Annotated in this window: 14 protein-coding genes; 8 read left to right on the top strand and 6 right to left on the bottom strand. The window is 33.0% G+C overall.

Annotation, left to right across the window (positions count from 1 at the left end; translation table 11 throughout):
- Positions 1–31 precede the first annotated feature (31 nt).
- Positions 32–988: an acetyl-CoA carboxylase carboxyltransferase subunit alpha gene (locus N7277_RS04760; protein WP_274780571.1), complete on the top strand. Its 957-nt coding sequence runs from the start codon at positions 32–34 to the stop codon at positions 986–988.
- 39 nt (positions 989–1,027) lie between these two features.
- Here N7277_RS04760 and N7277_RS04755 read toward each other — a convergent pair whose 3' ends face one another.
- Positions 1,028–1,603 (bottom strand): DUF6759 domain-containing protein, encoded by a 576-nt coding sequence (locus N7277_RS04755; protein WP_274780570.1) that lies wholly within the window; start codon positions 1,601–1,603, stop codon positions 1,028–1,030.
- A gap of 124 nt (positions 1,604–1,727) precedes the next feature.
- Here N7277_RS04755 and tsf point away from each other — a divergent pair, with 124 nt between their 5' ends.
- The 7 genes from tsf to N7277_RS04720 all read left to right on the top strand — a co-directional run bounded on the left by tsf (position 1,728) and on the right by N7277_RS04720 (position 14,748).
- The gene (tsf, locus tag N7277_RS04750; protein WP_274780569.1) at positions 1,728–2,552 is read left to right on the top strand and encodes a translation elongation factor Ts; all 825 of its coding nucleotides are present in this window, start codon (positions 1,728–1,730) and stop codon (positions 2,550–2,552) included.
- Positions 2,553–2,659: 107 nt separating this feature from the next.
- Positions 2,660–5,689 (top strand): choice-of-anchor L domain-containing protein, encoded by a 3,030-nt coding sequence (locus N7277_RS04745; RefSeq protein WP_274780568.1) that lies wholly within the window; start codon positions 2,660–2,662, stop codon positions 5,687–5,689.
- 45 nt (positions 5,690–5,734) lie between these two features.
- Positions 5,735–9,121, top strand: coding sequence for a T9SS type B sorting domain-containing protein (locus tag N7277_RS04740; RefSeq protein WP_274780567.1), 3,387 nt, complete (start codon positions 5,735–5,737; stop codon positions 9,119–9,121).
- 18 nt (positions 9,122–9,139) lie between these two features.
- Positions 9,140–11,689, top strand: coding sequence for a T9SS type B sorting domain-containing protein (locus N7277_RS04735; RefSeq protein ID WP_274780566.1), 2,550 nt, complete (start codon positions 9,140–9,142; stop codon positions 11,687–11,689).
- Positions 11,690–11,779: 90 nt separating this feature from the next.
- Positions 11,780–13,240: an IMP dehydrogenase gene (guaB, locus tag N7277_RS04730; RefSeq protein WP_274780565.1), complete on the top strand. Its 1,461-nt coding sequence runs from the start codon at positions 11,780–11,782 to the stop codon at positions 13,238–13,240.
- Positions 13,241–13,323: 83 nt separating this feature from the next.
- On the top strand, positions 13,324–13,695 hold the full coding sequence (locus N7277_RS04725; RefSeq protein ID WP_274780564.1) for a DoxX family protein: 372 nt from the start codon (positions 13,324–13,326) through the stop codon (positions 13,693–13,695).
- 63 nt (positions 13,696–13,758) lie between these two features.
- Complete coding sequence (locus N7277_RS04720) at positions 13,759–14,748, top strand: hypothetical protein (RefSeq protein ID WP_274780563.1); 990 nt, start codon at positions 13,759–13,761, stop codon at positions 14,746–14,748.
- A gap of 4 nt (positions 14,749–14,752) precedes the next feature.
- Here the strand turns inward: N7277_RS04720 and N7277_RS04715 are convergent, their stop codons facing one another.
- From N7277_RS04715 to N7277_RS04695, 5 genes are all read right to left on the bottom strand, one after another.
- On the bottom strand, positions 14,753–15,988 hold the full coding sequence (locus N7277_RS04715) for an L-lactate MFS transporter (RefSeq protein ID WP_274780562.1): 1,236 nt from the start codon (positions 15,986–15,988) through the stop codon (positions 14,753–14,755).
- 83 nt (positions 15,989–16,071) lie between these two features.
- Entirely contained in the window at positions 16,072–17,163 is a 1,092-nt protein-coding gene (locus N7277_RS04710; RefSeq protein WP_274780561.1) for a DUF4407 domain-containing protein, read from the bottom strand.
- 156 nt (positions 17,164–17,319) lie between these two features.
- On the bottom strand, positions 17,320–17,874 hold the full coding sequence (ruvC, locus tag N7277_RS04705; protein WP_274780560.1) for a crossover junction endodeoxyribonuclease RuvC: 555 nt from the start codon (positions 17,872–17,874) through the stop codon (positions 17,320–17,322).
- A gap of 37 nt (positions 17,875–17,911) precedes the next feature.
- Entirely contained in the window at positions 17,912–18,961 is a 1,050-nt protein-coding gene (locus tag N7277_RS04700; protein WP_274780559.1) for a hypothetical protein, read from the bottom strand.
- 110 nt (positions 18,962–19,071) lie between these two features.
- Complete coding sequence (locus N7277_RS04695) at positions 19,072–20,127, bottom strand: fatty acid desaturase (protein ID WP_274780558.1); 1,056 nt, start codon at positions 20,125–20,127, stop codon at positions 19,072–19,074.
- Positions 20,128–20,220 lie beyond the last annotated feature (93 nt).

Raw genomic sequence — 20,220 nt, 5'->3', positions numbered from 1 at the left:
CTACATTTGGAGGATTAATTCTAAACAAAAAATGGAATATTTAGATTTTGAATTACCAATTAAGGAGTTAATGGAACAATACCAAACTTGTTCTTTAGTTGGTGAAGAAAGCGGTGTAGATATGAAATTGGCTTGCAGCCAAATTGAAGACAAAATCATCGAAAAAAAGAAAGAAATCTACGGAAATCTTACGCCTTGGCAAAGAGTTCAGCTATCACGTCATCCAGACAGACCATACACATTAGACTTTATTAATGGAATAGTAGACAAAGATAGTTTTGTAGAATTACACGGTGATAGAAATTTTGCTGATGATCCTGCTATGGTAGGAGGTCTTGCAAAAATAGACGGTCAAAGTGTAATGATTATCGGAACTCAAAAAGGAAGAACAACTAAGGAAAGACAGCGCAGAAGATTCGGGATGAGTAACCCTGAAGGATACAGAAAAGCGCTTAGATTAATGAAATTGGCAGAAAAATTCAGAATTCCTGTGATTACTTTCATTGACACTCCTGGAGCTTATCCTGGTCTAGAAGCCGAAGAAAGAGGGCAAGGTGAAGCCATTGCAAGAAACATCTATGAAATGTGCCAAATGAAGACACCTATTATCACCATTATTATTGGAGAAGGGGCTTCTGGTGGTGCTTTAGGAATTGGTGTAGGAAATAAAGTGTATATGCTAGAAAATACTTGGTACTCTGTAATCGCACCAGAAAGTTGCTCTTCTATCTTATGGAGAAGTTGGGAGTATAAAGAAACTGCTGCTAATGCATTAAAACTTACTCCACAAGATATGCTGAAAGAGAAAATCATCGATGGTATTATAGAAGAACCGCTTGGTGGTGCACACTATGATCCGCAAATTGCGTATGATAATGTAAAGAAAAGCATTTTAACCAACATCAAGTCTCTCAAAAATTTCACTGGTGATGAATTGATAAATCACAGACAAGAGAAATTTATTGCAATGGGTAAATTTGTAGGTTAATTTATTACAAAATATTATTTAAATAAAAAAAGTCAGAAATTATTTTCTGACTTTTTTTGCTGCATTCAAGTTGATTTCTACATCTTGAGTTATATTTTTTACCGATGCATATTGTGCATTACAAATCATGGTGGTAATCCTGTACGTTCCTTTTTGAACTAGAATATAGTTTTCACCCATTCTAGGAACATCTAGATTATAGAATTTTTTTCCTTCGAATTTTACAATGAGGTTACATTCAGACTTATTTCTAATCAAAACGTAAGCATCTTTTTTACTGGGGTCATTATTAAATAAGTGTGTAAGAACTTCTGCTGTACGTTTTGCTTTAGCATCTGGCTCTCCTTTTGCTTCACTTTTTTCTACCTGTTTTTCTAATTTTTCGGTATTCAGAGGTTCTATACTTGGCTTAGCGGCTGCACTTCCACTCCCAGTTAAGCTGTTTAATTTTCTTTGTAGAAAAGGAGTGTTTTTATTATTAGGATACTTATTAATAAATTCTGCAATCACTTTAGGATCTTTACTCATGATTGCTTTGTCTAATTCCTGAGAAGTTTGTGAAAACGACAAGGTAGAAAAGACCAGCAAAATAAGAAGTAAAAGTTTGTTTTTCATTTTCAGTTTATTATCAATTATTTTTAAAAATATAACGCAAAAACCCTCTTTTTAGTTTACACGAAATTTCATATCTTTGCCCATCAAAAATTTATACCACAATAATAAACAAAAAATTTCAATTATGTATACACCAGTTGCTGCAGACGTAGCTAAACTTAGAAACACAACAGGTGCAGGAATGATGGACTGCAAAAAAGCGCTTACAGAAGCTGAAGGAGATTTCGAAAAAGCTATTGAAATCCTTAGAAAAAAAGGACAAAAAGTAGCTGCTAACAGAGCAGATAGAGAATCTACAGAAGGAGCTGTAATTGCTAAAGTAAATGCTGACCACACTGCAGGTGTTGTAATCGCATTAAACTGCGAAACTGATTTCGTTGCTAAAAACGAAAGCTTCGTAAAATTAGCTCATGATTTCGCTGAAAGAGCGCTTAATTTTGACTCTAAAGAAGATTTCTTAGCTTCTGACTATAATGGTATTTCAGTTGCAGAAAAATTAATTGAACAAACAGGTGTTATTGGTGAGAAAATTGAAATCGGTGCTTTTGAAAAATTAGCAGGTAATTTCGTAGGTTCTTACATTCACGCTGGTAACAAAATTGCTACTCTTACTTCTCTTTCTGCTAATGTAGAAGGTGCAGAAGATGCTGCTAAATCTGTAGCAATGCAAGTAGCTGCTATGAACCCAATCGCTTTAGACGAAACTCAAGTTTCTCAAGAAGTTATTGACAGAGAATTAGAAATCGAAAGAGATATCTTAACTAAAGAAGGAAAACCTGCAAACATTATTGACAATATCCTTAAAGGAAAAATGCAGAAATTCTACAAAGAAAACACTTTAGTACACCAAGCTTTCATTAAAGATGGAGGAATGTCTGTAGCTGATTTCGTAAAATCTGTAAACGGAGATTTAAAAGTAACAGGATTCAAGAGAGTTGCTCTTTCTTAATTCTTTTTAAATACTTAACTCATAAAAAACTCTGTAAGAAATTCTTACAGAGTTTTTTTATGCATTATTGATAATAATAAAGTAAATTTGCTGTCCATTTCATAAAAATGAATTCGTCTAAGAATCTTAGTTTCATATTATTACTATTTATCACGTTCATTAATGCTCAATACATTAGTGTAAACACTTCTTTTACCGCAAATGATTTGGTCGATAAGCTTATTGACACCAATAACACTTGTTTATCTGTATCTAATGTTTCAGTAACCGGTTACAATTCTGGCGGAATAAAAAGTTACGGGTACGTAAATGCTAATAGTTCTGGATTCGAAATAAGCGAAGGAATCCTTCTTACTACTGGAGATGCTGCAAATTCTCCTGGTTCATTTACAGGAATTCAAAGTTTTGGAAATAATTCTGGATGGCAAGGAGATAATGATTTAGAAAATGCTGCAGGAATTTCAAACACTACCAATGCTACCATTTTAGAATTTGATTTCATTCCGAATACTAATAAAATTAGTTTCGACTACATGTTTCTCTCGGAACAATATCTAAGACAAGGTGATCCTGGAACTTGCGGTTATACGGACGGATTTGCATTTTTAATTAAAAAAACTACAGACACCAATTATAAAAATTTAGCTCTAGTTCCTAACACCAATATCCCTATAACCTCGGAGACAGTAAGAGGTCCTGGAGGAAAATGCCAAGTAAGCAACTCAGAATATTTTGGGCATTATAACCCTAATGGAAGCCCAACAAGTTTTAACGGACAAACTGCTATTCTCACCGCAGAAACAGACGTAATTCCCGGCACTAAATACCACATAAAACTCGTGATTGCAGACCAAGGAAACGGTTTATACGATTCTGGAGTGATTCTAAAAGCAGGAAGTTTTGTTGGCAGTAAAGATTTAGGACCAGACAGATTAATTTCAACCAACAATCCACTTTGTGAAGGAAGTACTTTAACTTTAGATGCTACCGTTTCTGGCGCAACGTATCAATGGTATCAAAACGGAAATATATTAACCGGAGAAACTTATGCAACTTATACTGTAACTTCGGAAGGCAGATATGAAGTGAATATTTTATCACCCAGCTGTAATTTAAACGGCTCTATCACAGTAGAATACATTGAAAAAGCTAAAGTAACCCCAAAAACTTTCACGAATTGTGATACTAATTTTGACGGAAATATTCCAATTAAATTAGATGACCTAAACTCTATTGTCATTACCAATTACAAACCTGAATTTGTAGTAAAATATTATCAAAATTTAACAGATGCTACTCTAGGAAATGCCAATACTTTGCCTAACAATTGGTCTTACAATACAGACACTACCATTTATCTAAGAGTAGAAAACGGTGTTTGTGCTCCAGAAATTCAGTCTCTTGAATTCAAATTCGGGAATAAAGTCTCAGCAAACAATTATTCTACCACTATTTGTGATGGTGATTTAAATAGTAGCGAAGCTGTAAACTTAGCTACTTATCTACCTCAACTTACCTCAGAAACTGGATATACATACCAATTTTATCTTACCAAAAATAATGCAGATTTAGAACAAAACCCTATTGCTTCTTCGCAAAACTTGATCGCAACTACTACTTTCTACGTAAGAATCAAAAAGTCTGGAATTTGTGACAATATAACTGCTCTTACACTTAATTTTGGGCAACCTAATAAATCTACTACACTTCCAACTCAAGTTACAGTTTGCGAAGGAAGCACCACAATTTTAGATGCTGGAGCTGGTTTTACTTCCTATCTTTGGAGCAATGGTGAGACCACTCAAACCATTATCGTAGGAAAAGGAGATTATTCCATAGTTCTTACTTCTCCAAATTCGTGTACTTTTACTCAAAATGTAAAAGTTGTAGAGTCTCCAAAAGCGATTGTAGATATTTCTAAATTCAATACTACAATTTGTGACCAAAATTTAGATGGAACTATCGAAGTAAATCTGAACAATGTTACTTCTGCAATTCTTCTGAATCCAGGAATCTATCGAGTTAAATATTACGCTAATAGCGCAGATGCAAATGCTGGAAACACGAATGTTTTAAATAATTCTTGGTCATTTTCTACAGACACTACTATTTTTGTAAGGGTAGAATCTGATTATTGTCCTGCACAGATTTACCCATTAGATTTTAAATTTGGGAATAGAGTGAATGTGTTAACTTCTACTCTTTCTCAAGAGGTTTGTGATGATGATTTAGACACCATAAAATCTGTAAATCTTAAAACATTTGAATCTTTCTTTACCACAGATAACACTGTTTTCATTACTTATTTCAACTCTGAAAATGATGCGAAAAATAATACCAATCCTATTTCGAGTACACAAAACATTACTTCAACTGGAACTTTTTTCTTAAGATTTGAACAAGCAAATTCTTGTCCGAATTGGGCAAAAATTATTATAAATATTAATATACCAAAAGCTTCAACTAATCTACAAAATGTAGAAATTTGTAAAAATGAAACTTATACGTTAGACGCAGGTACAGGCTTCAACAGTTACAAATGGAGCACTGGGGAAACTTCTCAAACGGTCACTAAAGGAATTGGCGAATATTATGTTGATTTAGAATCAAATGGTTGTGTTTATAGACAAACTGTAAAAATCATCGCTGCGTCTGAACCTACTATTGACAGTGTGATAGAACAAGGAAATAGCATTACCGTAAATGTTTCTGGAGGAACTGCACCTTATGAATATTCTCTAGACCAAATAAATTGGCAGACTTCTAATCTTTTTTACAATCTAAGTAGAGGCGTTCAGAAAGTGTATGTAAGAGACGGTAAGAAATGTACAATTAAAGAATATGAATTCTCCATTATTAAGCTCCTTAATGTAATTACACCAAATGACGACGGAATAAATGATCTATTAGATTACTCAGATTTAAGGGTAAAAAAAGACGTGAAAATCCTCATTTTCGACCGTTTTGGAAAGAAAATTTTTAGTAATGAAACCCAAATCAACTACATTTGGAACGGCACTGAAAACGGGAGACCACTTCCTAGTGGTACATACTGGTACATTCTAGAATGGATAGAACCCGATACTGGAGTTCAAATAAACAATAAAGGCTGGATTCTTCTAAAAAACAGAAATTAAAATTCTCTCAAAAAAAACATTACATTTGTTAAGTTTTTTATACAAATGAAGAGATTATTTACTTTTTTATTATTCTTATTTTTCATTACGAAAAGTTTTGCTCAATTTGATACCGAACATTGGTTTGCACCAATGATAGATAGAACTGGAGGTGTAGAAGCAGAACAATATTTATATCTTTCTACAAATAAATCTACTCCTTTTACTGTAGAAATCTATAATAATAATAGTCTATATAAAAGTGTTAAAATCAGTAAAGGAAACCCTGCCAAGATATACATTGACAGAAGTTTAATGATAACAGAAAATCAAAGAGATTTATTTACACCAAATAAAATGGGGCTCCATTTAATTGGCGAATACAAATTTTTTGCACATTTTAGATTTGCAGTTAAAAATCATGCAGAGATTATTACATCAAAAGGAAAAGCTGCATTAGGCAAAACCTTTTATGCTGGTATGGCAGAAAATCCTGTTGGTAGAGATTATATAAATTCAATGGTTGGAATTACAGCAACAGAAGACAATACTGTAATAAACATCTCTGGATATAAGCCAGGGGTTATTTTTTCAAATGGCACCACTGCTGCCACAGCTAATAGCTTAACTACTACCCTCAATAAAGGTGAATCATATATTTTTGATGTAATAAGTAGTACAAATAGAGACAACTTAAATGGTTTGATAGGAACAAAAATTGAATCTAATAATCCTATTTGCATTACAAATGGAAATTTTGATGCAATTTCACCAAATAAAAGTAATATTGATATTGTTATGGATCAATCCATTCCAGTAGAAAGATTAGGAAGAGAATATGTAATTATGAATGGAAATGGATCCAAAAATTCTCCTAACTCTAATTATACTGGCATGGAAAAAACATTAATAATTGCAACTGAAGATAATACTAATGTTTTCCTTAATAATAATACAGCACCAATTAACATCGCAAAAGCAGGAGACTACCTAATTGTAGAGAGTACAAACTACATAAGCCAATCTACTGATGTTTTTAGTCTCTATGTAAACTCGTCCAAAAACATATACGTTTATCAACATTTAGCGGGAAACAATACCGGAACAGAGTTTGCTAGTGCAGGAATGAATTTAATTCCAGCTTTGGCATGCTTACTCCCCAATAAAATTGAAGAATTTGGATTAATAAATGAAATTGGAGATAGTGTTTATGATACTAAGTTAAATATTATAGCAGAGAAAGATGCAAAAGTATATGTTAACGGGACTCTACTCAATGGAGCATTAGGTCCGTTTCCTATTTTAGGCAACACAAAATGGGAGACCTATTATTTTCCAAATGTTAGAGGGAATGTAACAGTTTCTGCAGACAAAGCAATCACTGCTGGAATTGCTGCTGGGAATGGCGCAGTAGGTTATGGCGGTTATTTTGCGGGATTTAATTCAAATCCTATTATTTCAAAAGGAGGAGATTGTGACAAGAACAATATAACATTAGAGGTAGATGACACCTATGATTCTTATCAATGGTATTGTAATGGTAATCCATACACTGGGACTGGTAATAACACTTATATTATTAATCCAAAAGAAAGTGGTGAATATTATGTAAAAATTGTAAAAGCGGGTTGTGGCTCTCTTGATTCTCCTGTTTTTAATTATCAAACCTGCCCGTACAAAAGTGTAAATAACGTTGACATTAGCAGTTGTAAGCCTACTTACACCACTCCTGTTCCTACCTTTAGTAATTCCACTCAAAGCGTAGACATCAGTAGTTTAAAAATAACCAAGAATCCTACAAATGGTTCTGTATCCATCAATCCTTCGACAGGTGAAATTACCTACACCTTAACTAATTTTTCTGCAACAACGGATACATTTACCTATAGCTTTTCTGGAACTGACCCAAAGTTTCCTGATACAGAATTTGTTACTGTAAATATCAATATAAATTATCTAAAAGTTTTTACGGGAGAAACATTTGCCTGCATTAAACCAGATAATACAGGAGATTTTGACCTTACTAGAGCTGCTATTTCTAATGATAGTAACATAACAAGCATAGAATATTATGAAAATTATAACTCAGCCACTAAAACCTTTTCTAATTTAATTTCAAATAGTACTAGTTATAACTCTACCCCTAAAACAGTATTTGCTAAAGTGACCAATAGTTTTGGCTGTGTAGAAGTGGCAAATATTGAATTAAAATTTTATCCTATACCTAATATCAATACCATTAGCTATAATTCTACTCTTTGTGATATAGATTTGGATGGACTATATGAAGTAGATTTTCAAAAAGAGGTGGCTCCTTTTGTTGTGAATGGATATCAGAATTTTGACATTTATTATAGTTTATCGAATGATTTTTCTATTGCAAACAGATTACCCAATAATTGGAGCTACACTACACCCACTCGTGTTTATGTTTTAGTGGCTTCAAAAAGTGGCTGTACAGATGCTACTGGGTACATAGATTTTAAAATTGGAACTAAAATCACTGTAAACAATATTTCAGCCTCCGCTTGTGACAATGAAAGAGATGGCAAAACCAATATTAAAATTTCGGATTATTTACCTTTTGCAACAGCTGGCACCCAATACTATTATTATGATTCTTTTCAGAAAGCCCAAGAAGCATTAGCAGGAACTACCACTACAGACAGTCACGAAATAACAAAAAATACTACGTTTTATATTAGAGCAGAAAATCCTGGTTTTTGCCCTAATATTTTTGAATTACAAATCATCTTTAATCAGCCCAATGTTTCTACAACCCTTAAAGATAAAGTGATTTGTAAAAATACAACAACTGTTATGGATGCAGGAACTGGATTTACCCAATACAAATGGAGCAATGGAACAACTGGGCAAACTGCCACTTATGGACTGGGGACACATTTTGTAGAACTTACTTCTCCTAATGGATGTATCTACAAACAAGTTTTTACCATAACTGAAGCTATTGACCCTGTAATTGACAGCGTAATAGAATTAGGAAACAGCATTACGGTAAACGTTTCTGGCGGAACACCTCCCTATGAGTATTCTCTTAATAATAATAACTGGCAAACTTCTAATTACTTTGACAATTTACAACGAGGTCTCCAAAAAGTGTATGTAAGAGATGCTAATATATGTACTCCTTTAGAATATGAATTCTCTATAATTAATCTGATTAATGCCATTACACCAAATGGTGATGGAATAAATGACGTCCTAGATTACTCAGATTTACGAGTGAAAAAAGAGGTTAAAATTTCTATCTTTGATAGATATGGCAAAAAAATATATTCTAATGATAATCAAACCAATTATATTTGGAATGGAACAAATTCTGGCAGAATCATCCCGAGTGGTACATATTGGTACATTCTAGAGTGGACAGAACCAGACACCGAAACTAAAGTAAATTATAAAGGTTGGATCATAATAAAAAACCGAAATTAATTTTCTTATCTTTAGCAAATGATTAAGAAAATTATCATATCCATTATTATTTTTGTTTTTTCAGTAATTCCTGTTAAAGCACAATTAGATTTAGAACACTGGTTTCCTCCTTTTTTTCAAGGTGTTAGTGGTACCGCAATTTCTGAAATTAAAATATATCTTTCAACAGATAAAACCCAACCATTTAAAGTCAATATTTATAATCATAATCAACTTATAGATACTGTAACTTTAAGCAATACTCAACCTATAGAATACACTTTAAAAGATGATTCTATGATTAGGAGTACTGTAACAAAAAGAACCATGTCTGTTTCTAGCATGGGAATTTATATTGCCGGCGAACAAAGTTTCTACGCTAGCCTTAGGGTTCAAGACACCTATTCTGAAATTATTGCTTCCAAAGGAAAATCTGCTCTAGGCAAAGAATTTTATGTGGTAAATGACCAAGTTCTTCTCTATGAAAGCCCAAATGAACCACCCAATACGTTAAATGCTCCCAAAATGAACTATCAAGCTTCTATTTTGGCTACAGAAGATAATACTAAAATTAAAGTTTTTAATTATAATAAAAATTTAACTTTTTCTGACGGCAGTACAGATGACATCATCAACATCAATCTAAACAAGGGAGAATCTTACATCATTGCTGCACTAAAAAAAGATAATAAAGATCCTAATCCTCCAAGTCCTGTATTAGATGATAATGACCCTAATTTTATAGGTGCAAAAATTATATCTGACAAACCCATTGTTGTAAATAACGGAAATTTTTTAAGTCAAGATATTGGAGACCAGGGGGGAAACATAAACCTTGACCAATCTGTTCCAACTTCTAAAATTGGAAAAGAATACTTTGTAGTAAATGGAATGACAGTAGTAGAAGCTGCAATGGAAAAAGTAATCATCGTAGCAACTAAAGACAACACAGAAGTCTTTTTTAATAACGAAACCAAACCTACTATTACTCTAAATGAAGGAAAATATTTTCTGGGCCCATTTCCTAATAAATTTCTACCAGGTAGTGAGCAAACTTTTGTAAACGCAGAACCAAAACAAGTGCCCACAAAGGGGATGTATATCAGAACATCTAAACCTGTTTATTTATTTCAGTTAATTGGTGGCTATAACGATATGCCAAGGGGGCCTGTCTTGCCACAAACTGGTAAAACAAGCGGAATGACCTTCTCTTATCCCCTAGACATAGACTACTTTCCACACGAAAAACCAAACCTTATACAAGTTCCATTCATTGAAAAAATTGGAAAATTTCGCAATGACATAAAAATCACCATAAAAAGTCCCGAAGCTGCAAAAATCTATCTTAATGGGGGATTACTCCCAAGTGGTTCTGAAATGCAAGGAAAAAAAGGGTGGAAATATAACACCGTTTTATATCAAGTAGGGCATGTTAATATAAGCTCTGACAAATCTCTTAACATAGACGTAGTAGGAGGAAGACCTTTTACAGGTTTTGCCAGTAGCTATACAGGATTTTCTAACGATCCTTTTATTACCAAAAACGGCAGATGCATTGAAGAAACCGTTATACTCTCTGTAAGCAATGTAAACTTTGAAAAAATTCAATGGCAACTAAATGGTATAGACATACCTGGGGCTAATGCCCCTACTCTTTCACCATCTTTAGCAGGAACATATAGGTGTAAGCTCATTTATGCGTATGGAGACTTTTCTTATTTCACGAATGAAATCTTTGTAGACAAATGCCCCTATCTAGTAACCGAAAAAATAATTGATAATATCTGTTCAGGCAAAGATTTTACAATATTACCACAATTTAGCCCTCCGAATACTAAATTCGAAGTAATAAAAACAGAAATCATCACTCCGCCAATTCAAGGAGAAGCAAAAGTAATAGATACCGAAATTTCAGTAAAAATCTCAGAAAATTTTTCTGGAGAAAACAGAATTGTATACAAAATAACCGCAGATAATGGATTTTATGAAATTATTACTGCAAAGTTTAAAGTATATGAAGCACCAGATTTTCCTATTCTTTCGCCTATAGACCCAATCGGAATTGATAAAAATAAATTTATTTATAATTTATTACAGTCCACTGTTCTGAATGATGACAATTCTTTGAGTTTAAAGTTTTACAAAACCAATGTAATCAATTCTTCTAATGAAATTTCTTCTCCAAAAAATTTCATTACTACTCAAAAAAGTGTTTTCTTAAAAATAACCAACACCAATAATTGTTCTAAATTAGTAGAAATAAAACTAAACCAACCAGAGTTACCCCCAACCAATGTCCCAGACTCAGCCGAGTTCCCGAATACCTTTACGCCAAACAATGATGGATATAATGATTTTTGGCACTTCGAATCTTTAGAAAACTATCAAGATTTACAAGTAATGATTTTTGATAAACATGGCACCAAAGTATATCAATATACAGTGGGAAAACCATTTTATTGGGACGGAAAAGATTTATCAAACAGAAAATTACCTACGGGAACCTATTGGGTAATACTAAAAGGAATTAACCCAGATAAAAATGAACTGCTTAATAAATCCATGTGGATTTACCTTAGAAACAGATAAAATCTTCCAACATTTTGGAAGATTTTTTTATTAAGAAAATTTAATTTTCATGATTGAAAAAAAACATTTAATTTTGCAAAGAAAGTAAAGATGTCTATTCACAACAAAATCGTAGAAACCGCCATCACCTTTGATGATGTACTTCTTATCCCTTCTTACTCAGAAGTTTTACCCAACCAAGTTTCTTTAAAATCTAGAATTTCAGACAAAATCACGCTTAATGTCCCTATCGTTTCCGCAGCTATGGACACAGTTACAGAAGCAGATTTGGCGATTGCTATTGCCAGAGTTGGAGGTTTAGGTTTTATTCATAAAAATATGCCTATCCCCGAACAAGCTGCACATGTAAACCGTGTAAAACGTTCAGAAAACGGAATGATTGCTGATCCTGTCACACTTACCAAGGACCATACTTTAGCTGAAGCTAAAGAACTCATGGCGAAGTATAAAATTTCTGGACTTCCGGTAGTAGATAGCAGTAACAAACTTATCGGAATCATCACTAATCGTGATGTAAAATATCAGGAAAATCTTTCTGCAAAAGTAGAAGAATTGATGACCAAAGAGAATCTTATCACTTCTGATAAATCTACCAATTTAGAGCAAGCCAAAGAAATTTTACTGAAAAATAGAATAGAAAAACTACCGATTGTAGACGCAGAAAACCATTTGGTAGGATTAATTACCATAAAAGATATCGACAACCAGTTAGAATATCCTCAAGCCAATAAAGACCAAAACGGAAGATTAATCGTAGGAGCTGGAGTGGGTGTAGGAGATGACACCATGACTAGAGTTGCTGCATTAGTAGAAGCTGGCGTAGATATTATCGCAGTAGATTCAGCGCATGGTCATTCTAAAGGCGTTCTCGATAAAATTACAGAAATTAGAAATGCTTTCCCTAATTTAGATATTGTAGGAGGAAATATTGTTACAGCAGATGCAGCTGAAGCTTTAATCAAAGCTGGAGCAAATGTGTTAAAAGTAGGAGTTGGTCCTGGTTCTATCTGTACTACTAGAGTTGTAGCAGGTGTTGGTGTTCCTCAACTTTCTGCAATTTATAACGTTTATGAGAAAGCTAAAGAATATAATGTAGCCGTAATTGCAGATGGTGGAATAAAACTTTCTGGTGATATTGTAAAGGCTATCGCTTCTGGAGCTGGCGCAGTAATGCTAGGTTCACTTTTAGCAGGGACCGAAGAAGCACCAGGTGAAGAAATTATTTTCCAAGGTAGAAAATTCAAATCTTATCAAGGAATGGGAAGTCTTTCTGCAATGAAACGTGGAGGGAAAGAAAGATATTTCCAAAGTGAAGCCAAAAAATTTGTTCCAGAAGGGATTGAAGGAAGAGTTCCATACAAAGGAAAATTAGAAGACGTTATCTTCCAATTAACCGGCGGAATCAGAGCGGGAATGGGATACTGCGGAACAAAAGACATTGAAACATTACAAAAAGACGGAAAAATGGTGATGATTACAGGTTCTGGATTGAAAGAATCTCACCCTCACGATGTAATTATTACGCAAGAAGCTCCGAATTATTCACTATAATTCCTAGAAACTTTAAAATAGAAATCTCTCAAAAATTTTTGAGAGATTTTTTTATATCTTTACTTCACATCAAATTAAATCATATGAAAACAGTTTACAACATTTTATGCATTCTCTTTGGAGTGGGAATGATTATTTTCGGAGCAAATAAATTTTTCAACTTTATGCCAGCACCAAAACTAACTCCAGAACAACTAGAAATGTTCGGTGCTTTTGGCAAAATTGGTTGGTTAATGCCTCTCGTTGCAATTACAGAAATTTTAGGAGGACTTTTAGTATTACTTCCAAAAACTAGAGCAGTTGGCGCATTAGTAATATTGCCTATCATCATTGGAATTTTAGCACATCATTTTCACCATGACCCTGCCGGAATTGTTCCAGGATTGGTTTTCGCGGTTATTTTACTTTGGATTTTGTGGGAAAACAGAAAAAAATATGCTCTCCTTTTAGATTAAAATCAATCTTAAAATACATGAATATCTCTCAAAAATTTTGAGAGATATTTTTATATTTGGAACATGAAAAAAACCTTAATAATCATCTCATTTTTTATTTCAATATTCACTTTTGCTCAAATTGAAAAACTTTCTGGAAAATGGATTTTAGATAAAGTCTTATATAAAGACGGTAATAATCTTGAAATCAACTCGCCTTATTATTCTTTTTTCTCAAAATATGAATTTAGAGATAATTACTTGTATATTGATACAGGAAAACAGAAAATAACGGTAGATTCTAAACAAATAAAATCAGATTTTAGAACATTAAACTATTTTTTCATTGACAATTATTTAGTTCTAGAAGATATTGACGATAAAGAAAAAAAAGTATTTGTCTTTTTAAGACCAAATGATTTTATAAATAGATACCCGGAATTCGCACCAAAAAGAGAAATGAGAAACGGTAAAAATGTTCTCGTTTGTAATGAAGTTTTCGAACCTAATTTTAATTACGAAGATTCTTATAATGCCTTTTTCATCAGGAATACACCACAAGGAAATTCAAAAGATGATGTTGATTTGTTTTTCAAAATAGAATACATTCTTACAAAAGATAATAAAATTGATTATATAAAAGTTCTAGATTCTAAGACTCCAAATTATGATTCCAATTATATTTCCGCATTAAAAAAAGCTGAAAAATATTATGAAAACCCTTTTAATGAAGACATACTCATTATCCAAGAAAAGCTATTTCTAAAATGGAAAAACGACCTCACCAATAAAGAAGAGATAAAACTTTATGAAATTAGAAGAAATATTTTACAATATTATGAAGTCAATAAATTTGAAGAAATTGCTAAAGAATATGAAAAATTAAAGTCTCTTAATATTGGAGAAAACAGGTTTAATTCTTTCTTTGAAGAAACCTTCATAAAATCGGGAATTGCTTTTTTAGCATTAAACAATAATGTAAAAGCATGTGAATGCTTTGAAAAAGCTGGTGATAAAACCAATTTCAAAGTAAGAAATTATTTAATCAATTTTTGTGATAAAACGAAAAACTAGATTTTTATTGAGCTTTTTTATTTTTCACAAAAAACGATAACCCAATTCCCAAAGCTATTAAAACCAAAGCTACTTTATAGGCATATAAACCAGCGTCTTCAGAGAAATGGTCTTTCATGTAAGCGGTAATTTGAGGTCCTAAAATTCCGCCAACTCCCCAAGCGGTAAGTGCTGCTCCATATACAATCGGCATCAATTTCGCACCAAAAAAATCTTTGATTAAAGACGGTAAAACGCCGAAACCACCTCCATAATTCAGTAAAATCAAACAAACGCCCACAGAAAATAGAACAGGAGATTTAATAAAAATCAAGGAAGCAAAAACGCCCATTTCTATTAAAAGCAATAATCTGAAAGTGGTTACTCTTCCTAATTTATCTGAAATACTTCCCCAGAAAAATCTTCCTAAACCATTGAATAATGCACTAATTGCAATTAAAGTGGCTCCACTTTTTTCTAGAGTTACGGTATCTATATTTACGTTTTCTGCTTTTAATAAATCTTGTAATAAAGGAGATTGAAACGATATAAAAATCATTCCTGCGACTACATTAAACATGAAAATCAACCAAATGAGAATGAAATTTGGAGAGAGAATTTCTTTAGTAGCACTTAATTTTTCGGCAGAAATTTCTGTTGTTTTTTCTTCTGTTGGTAAATTCAGAAAATTGGCAAAAAAAGGTAAAAGTACTAAAAGAGTAATCCCAATCGCAAGGAAAGTTTTGGCTAAATCTTTTTCAAAATATTCTAAAAAAATCGGTGCAAGAAGTTTTGACATAAGCAAAGCGCCCAACCCAAATCCCATGACTACCATTCCTGTTACTAAGCCTTGCTTATCTGGGAACCATTTAGAAACCGTCGCAACTGGCGTTACATAAGCCAAACCTAAACCAATTCCGCCTACAATTCCGTAACCGAAATACAGCAACCACAAACTCTCGTTTTGCAAAGCAAAATAGGAAATAATATAACCAAAAGCGTAGAGAAATGATCCTATTAATGCTAATTTTCTTGGCCCGAATTTCTGTAAATTTTGTCCGCCCCAACTTGCAGTCACCCCCAACATGAAAATAGCTAAACTAAATGCCCAAGCTGTTTCTGAATTGCTCCAGCCAAAAGTTTCGGAGACGGTTTTCTGGAAAAAACTCCACGCGTAAACTGTTCCTAAACACAGATGTACTAAGGTCGCCATCACGGCAATAAACCATCTTTTTCCCGAATTCTGCATAGCACTTTTCATATATAATTTGACGATGCAAAATTATCACTTGAAAAAACTTCCAGAAATTTTATGCGGGTGAATTATCGCAGGTTTTCGAAATTTTATTTACCCAGATTATTCTTAAAATCCTCTATTCTAAAATCTGTAGCGGCATTTCCTTTTTCTATTTTTTCTTTGGAATACAATCTGTAATCGTTTTCGGTTTTGTCTAGAAGATAATCATAAGGCCCAACAGAGGAAATTAGTTTTACCAAAACAGGCGAAATTTCTAGCGTAATAAACATCATCATAATGAAAAATGATGCAAGAGCCATGATAGAATTAGTGTCTCCCAATTCAGAAAGCGCTTGTAATCTTGCAGCAAAACCATCAAATTTATTTTCTGCTTGTTCAGAATTTTTCTGTTCGGTTTGTAGATTTTGATACACTCCAGAAATTTGAGAATCCAAATATTTCAATCTCGGTTCCATTTGTTTTTGGTAATTTTCTAAATCTTTTCTGCGCTGTTCTTTCAGTTCAGATTTTCTTTTAGCATTCGTTCCAAAGCCTACTTTCCCTGAAGTTAAACCCGTTTTAGTCCCTAGAATTTCTTTTTCTAACTCCACCGCAGCAGAATCGTAAGAAGCTTGATAAGTTGCAATTTGTTTCTGAATTTTCTGTTTTTCTTCTGCAAAAGGACCAGATTGTTGCAAAATTCTACCATTCATAGTTTTTTGCAATTCGGTTTTATTTCTTTGGATAATGGTGTTCAGTTGTTTATTGACTTCTTTTTCAAAAATTTTCAATTCTAAAGGCTTTGAAATCACAATCCCGAGAAAAGTTGCCAAAATCAAACGCGGAACAGCCATGAAAAACTGATTCCAAAAACTACCCGTTTTTTTAATGGAAGAGACAATATATCTATCGAGATTAAAAATCATGAGTCCCCATAAAATCCCAAATCCTGCAGAAATCCAAACATCTTCGAAAACAGTAAACATAGCATAACTTGCAGAAAGCGTGGCAAATACTGCCGTGAAAAGTACAATTCCGCCAATTCCTGCGTATTTATTCCATTCGCTGGGAGATTTTTGTAAAATATGAATATTAGAACCAGAACACATCATCAAAAATTTCTGGAATCCGTTCATCTGGTGATACATTCCACCTTTAGTAGGAATATTTTTATCGGGAGTTTGCGTTTTATTTTCCATAGGAATATTTTTTGATTGGTCGAATAATAACGCAACAATGTTACGAATAGTATTAGGTTTTACACAGTAAAATACTTGTAAAATAATTTTACAATTTTAAAACATTGAATTACAGCAATCTAAAATTAAATTTTACAAGATTTGAGACTCTGAAAATTACTTAATTCTATCAGGATTTTGTTTTAAGAAACTTGCCCAACCGGTGTAGTTTTTATCATTTTCAGGTTTTCCCAAATTGAAACTGTGACAAACCGCCACTGCTAAACCATCAGAAGCATCTAGATATTTGGTAGGAAATTCTTTCAAACCCAGAAGATTTTGTAGCATTCCTGCCACTTGTTCTTTGCTGGCGTTTCCGTTTCCAGTAATCGCCATTTTTACTTTTTTGGGAGAATATTCGGTGATGGGAATATCACGGTGAAGACTTGCAGCCATTGCCACACCTTGCGCTCGTCCTAATTTGAGCATAGATTGTACGTTTTTCCCGAAAAATGGTGCTTCTAAGGCAACTTCGTCAGGATGAAATTCATCAATTAGGGCTAAAGTTTTGTCAAAAATCCTTTTGAGTTTCGTTTCATGATTGGGTTCTTTTTTCATTACCAATTCATCTATGGTAACGAGTTTCATTTTTCCTTTATGAACAGAAATTATTCCGAAACCCATTACAGAAGTTCCCGGGTCTATTCCCAAAATGATTTTTTCGGCTTGCATAAGGCAAATGTAGAGAATTTTTTCTTTAGAAATAAAGCTATCTCACGTTAGAATTTTTATAATTTCTAATCACGAAATTGAGTCCTGTCTCTAGAATTTCGCCCATAGATTCACATTTCTTAAACTGAACATTGTAAGTGAGTTTATGCAAACCTGTTTTCAGTTCTACTACATGCTCTGGTTTAGAAATATTATCCTTTTTCATTATTTCTAATAACTGAGGCAATCTTCCGTCTGTACTGGCACGTTTAGCAATAGCAGAACGAACTTCTTTTCGATATTGTTCGATGGAATTAGGTTTTAATTTCTCATAAACCATTTCTACCATTTTCTTGTTTTCTTTGAAATATTGAGGCAAATAAATTTTGAGATTTCCTTCGTAGCATTGTTGGTCAAAATCAATCGGGCGAATTCTATACACCACTTGGTCAAAATCGTGTGTAGGAATTATCACATAATTATAAGAACGCATATCTCCGAGTAAACCTATAAGACATCTTTCGTTAAATTTCACAAACTCTTTGGCAATTTGAGCCTTTTCTAGAGGTGAGCAATGGTCTAAATGCTCTTCTATAAATACATCTCCAGGAATTCCTAAAATATGTTCTTCGATTAAAGTGTCTTTATACAAAAGAAAATTGATACGATTTGGTGAGAGAATTTCTTCTAGTTCTAGACCATAAATTCTAGAAGCATCTGCTTTTTTAATATAAAAATTGGTGTAATTATCATTCAGAATATTTCTTACTCTAATTCTGAACGGCTTGGAGTTTCCAAACGTACAAAAATGAATAGAATCTACTTTTAAAAATGGGAGTACATCTACATCTCCATCAGAGTGTAAAAGCGTGTAAATTTTGTTAAGATTCGCTTCGATTTCTGCGTGTTCAAATTCGGGGTAATAAACATTGAGCCAAAGGCTGTCTTTTCCATCTTTGCCATAAACAGGAATGTAGTCAGAAAAACGTAATAAATCATCATAATAAAATCTGATGTTGGTAAGACGGTTGTTTTTCTCCAGGTAATCCATCAATTCTGGATTTACGGGATACATGGGTTTTCTAAATTCTATTTTTACGTCTTTCATCCTGCTGAATTTGTCTTTCAAAGATACAAAATCTTTTGCAGGGCTTTTCTTTAACCTCAACAAAAAACCTCCAAGAAAATCTTGAAGGTTAATTATTTTGTAATCTATTTTTATGCTTTTACGGGAATGGTTTTCAGTTGTCTGAAGGTAATCATTCTGTAATTTTCTTCGTCCCAAAGTGTATAAAAAGCATATTTTACACTGCTTAATAAGGTAATAGTTGTCACATATTTTTGGAAAACAGGGTTCTCCTTACTGCATTTTTCTAATTTATAGAAAGGAACTTTCGGAGCCAAATGGTGAATGTGGTGATACCCAATATTTCCTGTGAAAAAGTTGAAAATTTTTGGCAATTTATAATAAGAACTTCCTTTAATTGCTGCTAAAAGATACTGCCAATCTTCTTTCCATGCTTTGTAATTTGGGTCGTGCTGATGTTGCATATAAAAAAACCAAATTGCTGTAAAAGCAAACGTGATAAGGATAGGAATATATAAAAGTGCTAATTTTTTAAAACCTTCTATAAGGTCAAAAGTCGGCAAACTTAAAATCACTCCTAAAATGGCAAAAAATCCTAATAAGTATAAATTGGTTCTCAACAGCGTTAAACGTTCTTTTTCCCAACCTTTAAATTTGATAAAAGGAATTCTGTTGTGAATAAAAATATAGTAAATCGGTCCAAATACAAACATTACAGGAACCGAACGGTAAATTCTGTATTTAATCTTTCCCCAATTAGAAAGTTCGTTGTATTCTCTTACCGTCAAAAGGGTAACATCTCCGATGGTTCTGGTATCTAACTGTCCTTGATGTGCGTGATGATGATTATGAGAACGTGCCCAATATTTGTAAGGAATACACGTCATCAAACTCATTAGAAATCCTGTTCTATCATTTTTAGTTCTGTCTGGGAAAAAAGATTGATGCCCACAATCATGCTGAATAATAAAAATTCTAGTTAAAAATAATCCTGCCAAAAAGCAAATTCCTAAAGCTCCCCAAAATTGAAATTCATAAACTATAGCTGCCGCTATAAAAAGCAAACCGAAAGGTAAAACCGTTTTCCAAACCTCTTTTCTTGCTAATTTTACTTCGGGAGTAGCATAAGGTTTAATAAGTTCCTTCCAGTTTTTTAAGTCGTTAATAATGTTTTGTTCTCCTCTCATTTAATTATTATGTTAAAAAGACAAAGATATTATTCTACGAATAAAAATTATAAATTTTAAGACTATTTAACGTATAAATAATTAAATTCGTGA

The sequence above is a fragment of the Cloacibacterium sp. TD35 genome, from assembly GCF_028864635.1.
Classification (GTDB): domain Bacteria; phylum Bacteroidota; class Bacteroidia; order Flavobacteriales; family Weeksellaceae; genus Cloacibacterium.
Note: the sequence above shows the minus strand (reverse complement) of the source record. Positions and strands in the feature narration are given on the sequence as shown.

Bases quoted from the DNA above. Each gene is read 5' to 3' on its own strand.
- N7277_RS04760 (WP_274780571.1), top strand. From the start codon at position 32: ATGGAATATTTAGATTTTGAATTACCAATTAAGGAGTTAATGGAACAA.
- N7277_RS04755 (WP_274780570.1), bottom strand. From the start codon at position 1,603: ATGAAAAACAAACTTTTACTTCTTATTTTGCTGGTCTTTTCTACCTTG.
- tsf (WP_274780569.1), top strand. From the start codon at position 1,728: ATGTATACACCAGTTGCTGCAGACGTAGCTAAACTTAGAAACACAACA.
- N7277_RS04745 (WP_274780568.1), top strand. From the start codon at position 2,660: ATGAATTCGTCTAAGAATCTTAGTTTCATATTATTACTATTTATCACG.
- N7277_RS04740 (WP_274780567.1), top strand. From the start codon at position 5,735: ATGAAGAGATTATTTACTTTTTTATTATTCTTATTTTTCATTACGAAA.
- N7277_RS04735 (WP_274780566.1), top strand. From the start codon at position 9,140: ATGATTAAGAAAATTATCATATCCATTATTATTTTTGTTTTTTCAGTA.
- guaB (WP_274780565.1), top strand. From the start codon at position 11,780: ATGTCTATTCACAACAAAATCGTAGAAACCGCCATCACCTTTGATGAT.
- N7277_RS04725 (WP_274780564.1), top strand. From the start codon at position 13,324: ATGAAAACAGTTTACAACATTTTATGCATTCTCTTTGGAGTGGGAATG.
- N7277_RS04720 (WP_274780563.1), top strand. From the start codon at position 13,759: ATGAAAAAAACCTTAATAATCATCTCATTTTTTATTTCAATATTCACT.
- N7277_RS04715 (WP_274780562.1), bottom strand. From the start codon at position 15,988: ATGAAAAGTGCTATGCAGAATTCGGGAAAAAGATGGTTTATTGCCGTG.
- N7277_RS04710 (WP_274780561.1), bottom strand. From the start codon at position 17,163: ATGGAAAATAAAACGCAAACTCCCGATAAAAATATTCCTACTAAAGGT.
- ruvC (WP_274780560.1), bottom strand. From the start codon at position 17,874: ATGCAAGCCGAAAAAATCATTTTGGGAATAGACCCGGGAACTTCTGTA.
- N7277_RS04700 (WP_274780559.1), bottom strand. From the start codon at position 18,961: ATGAAAGACGTAAAAATAGAATTTAGAAAACCCATGTATCCCGTAAAT.
- N7277_RS04695 (WP_274780558.1), bottom strand. From the start codon at position 20,127: ATGAGAGGAGAACAAAACATTATTAACGACTTAAAAAACTGGAAGGAA.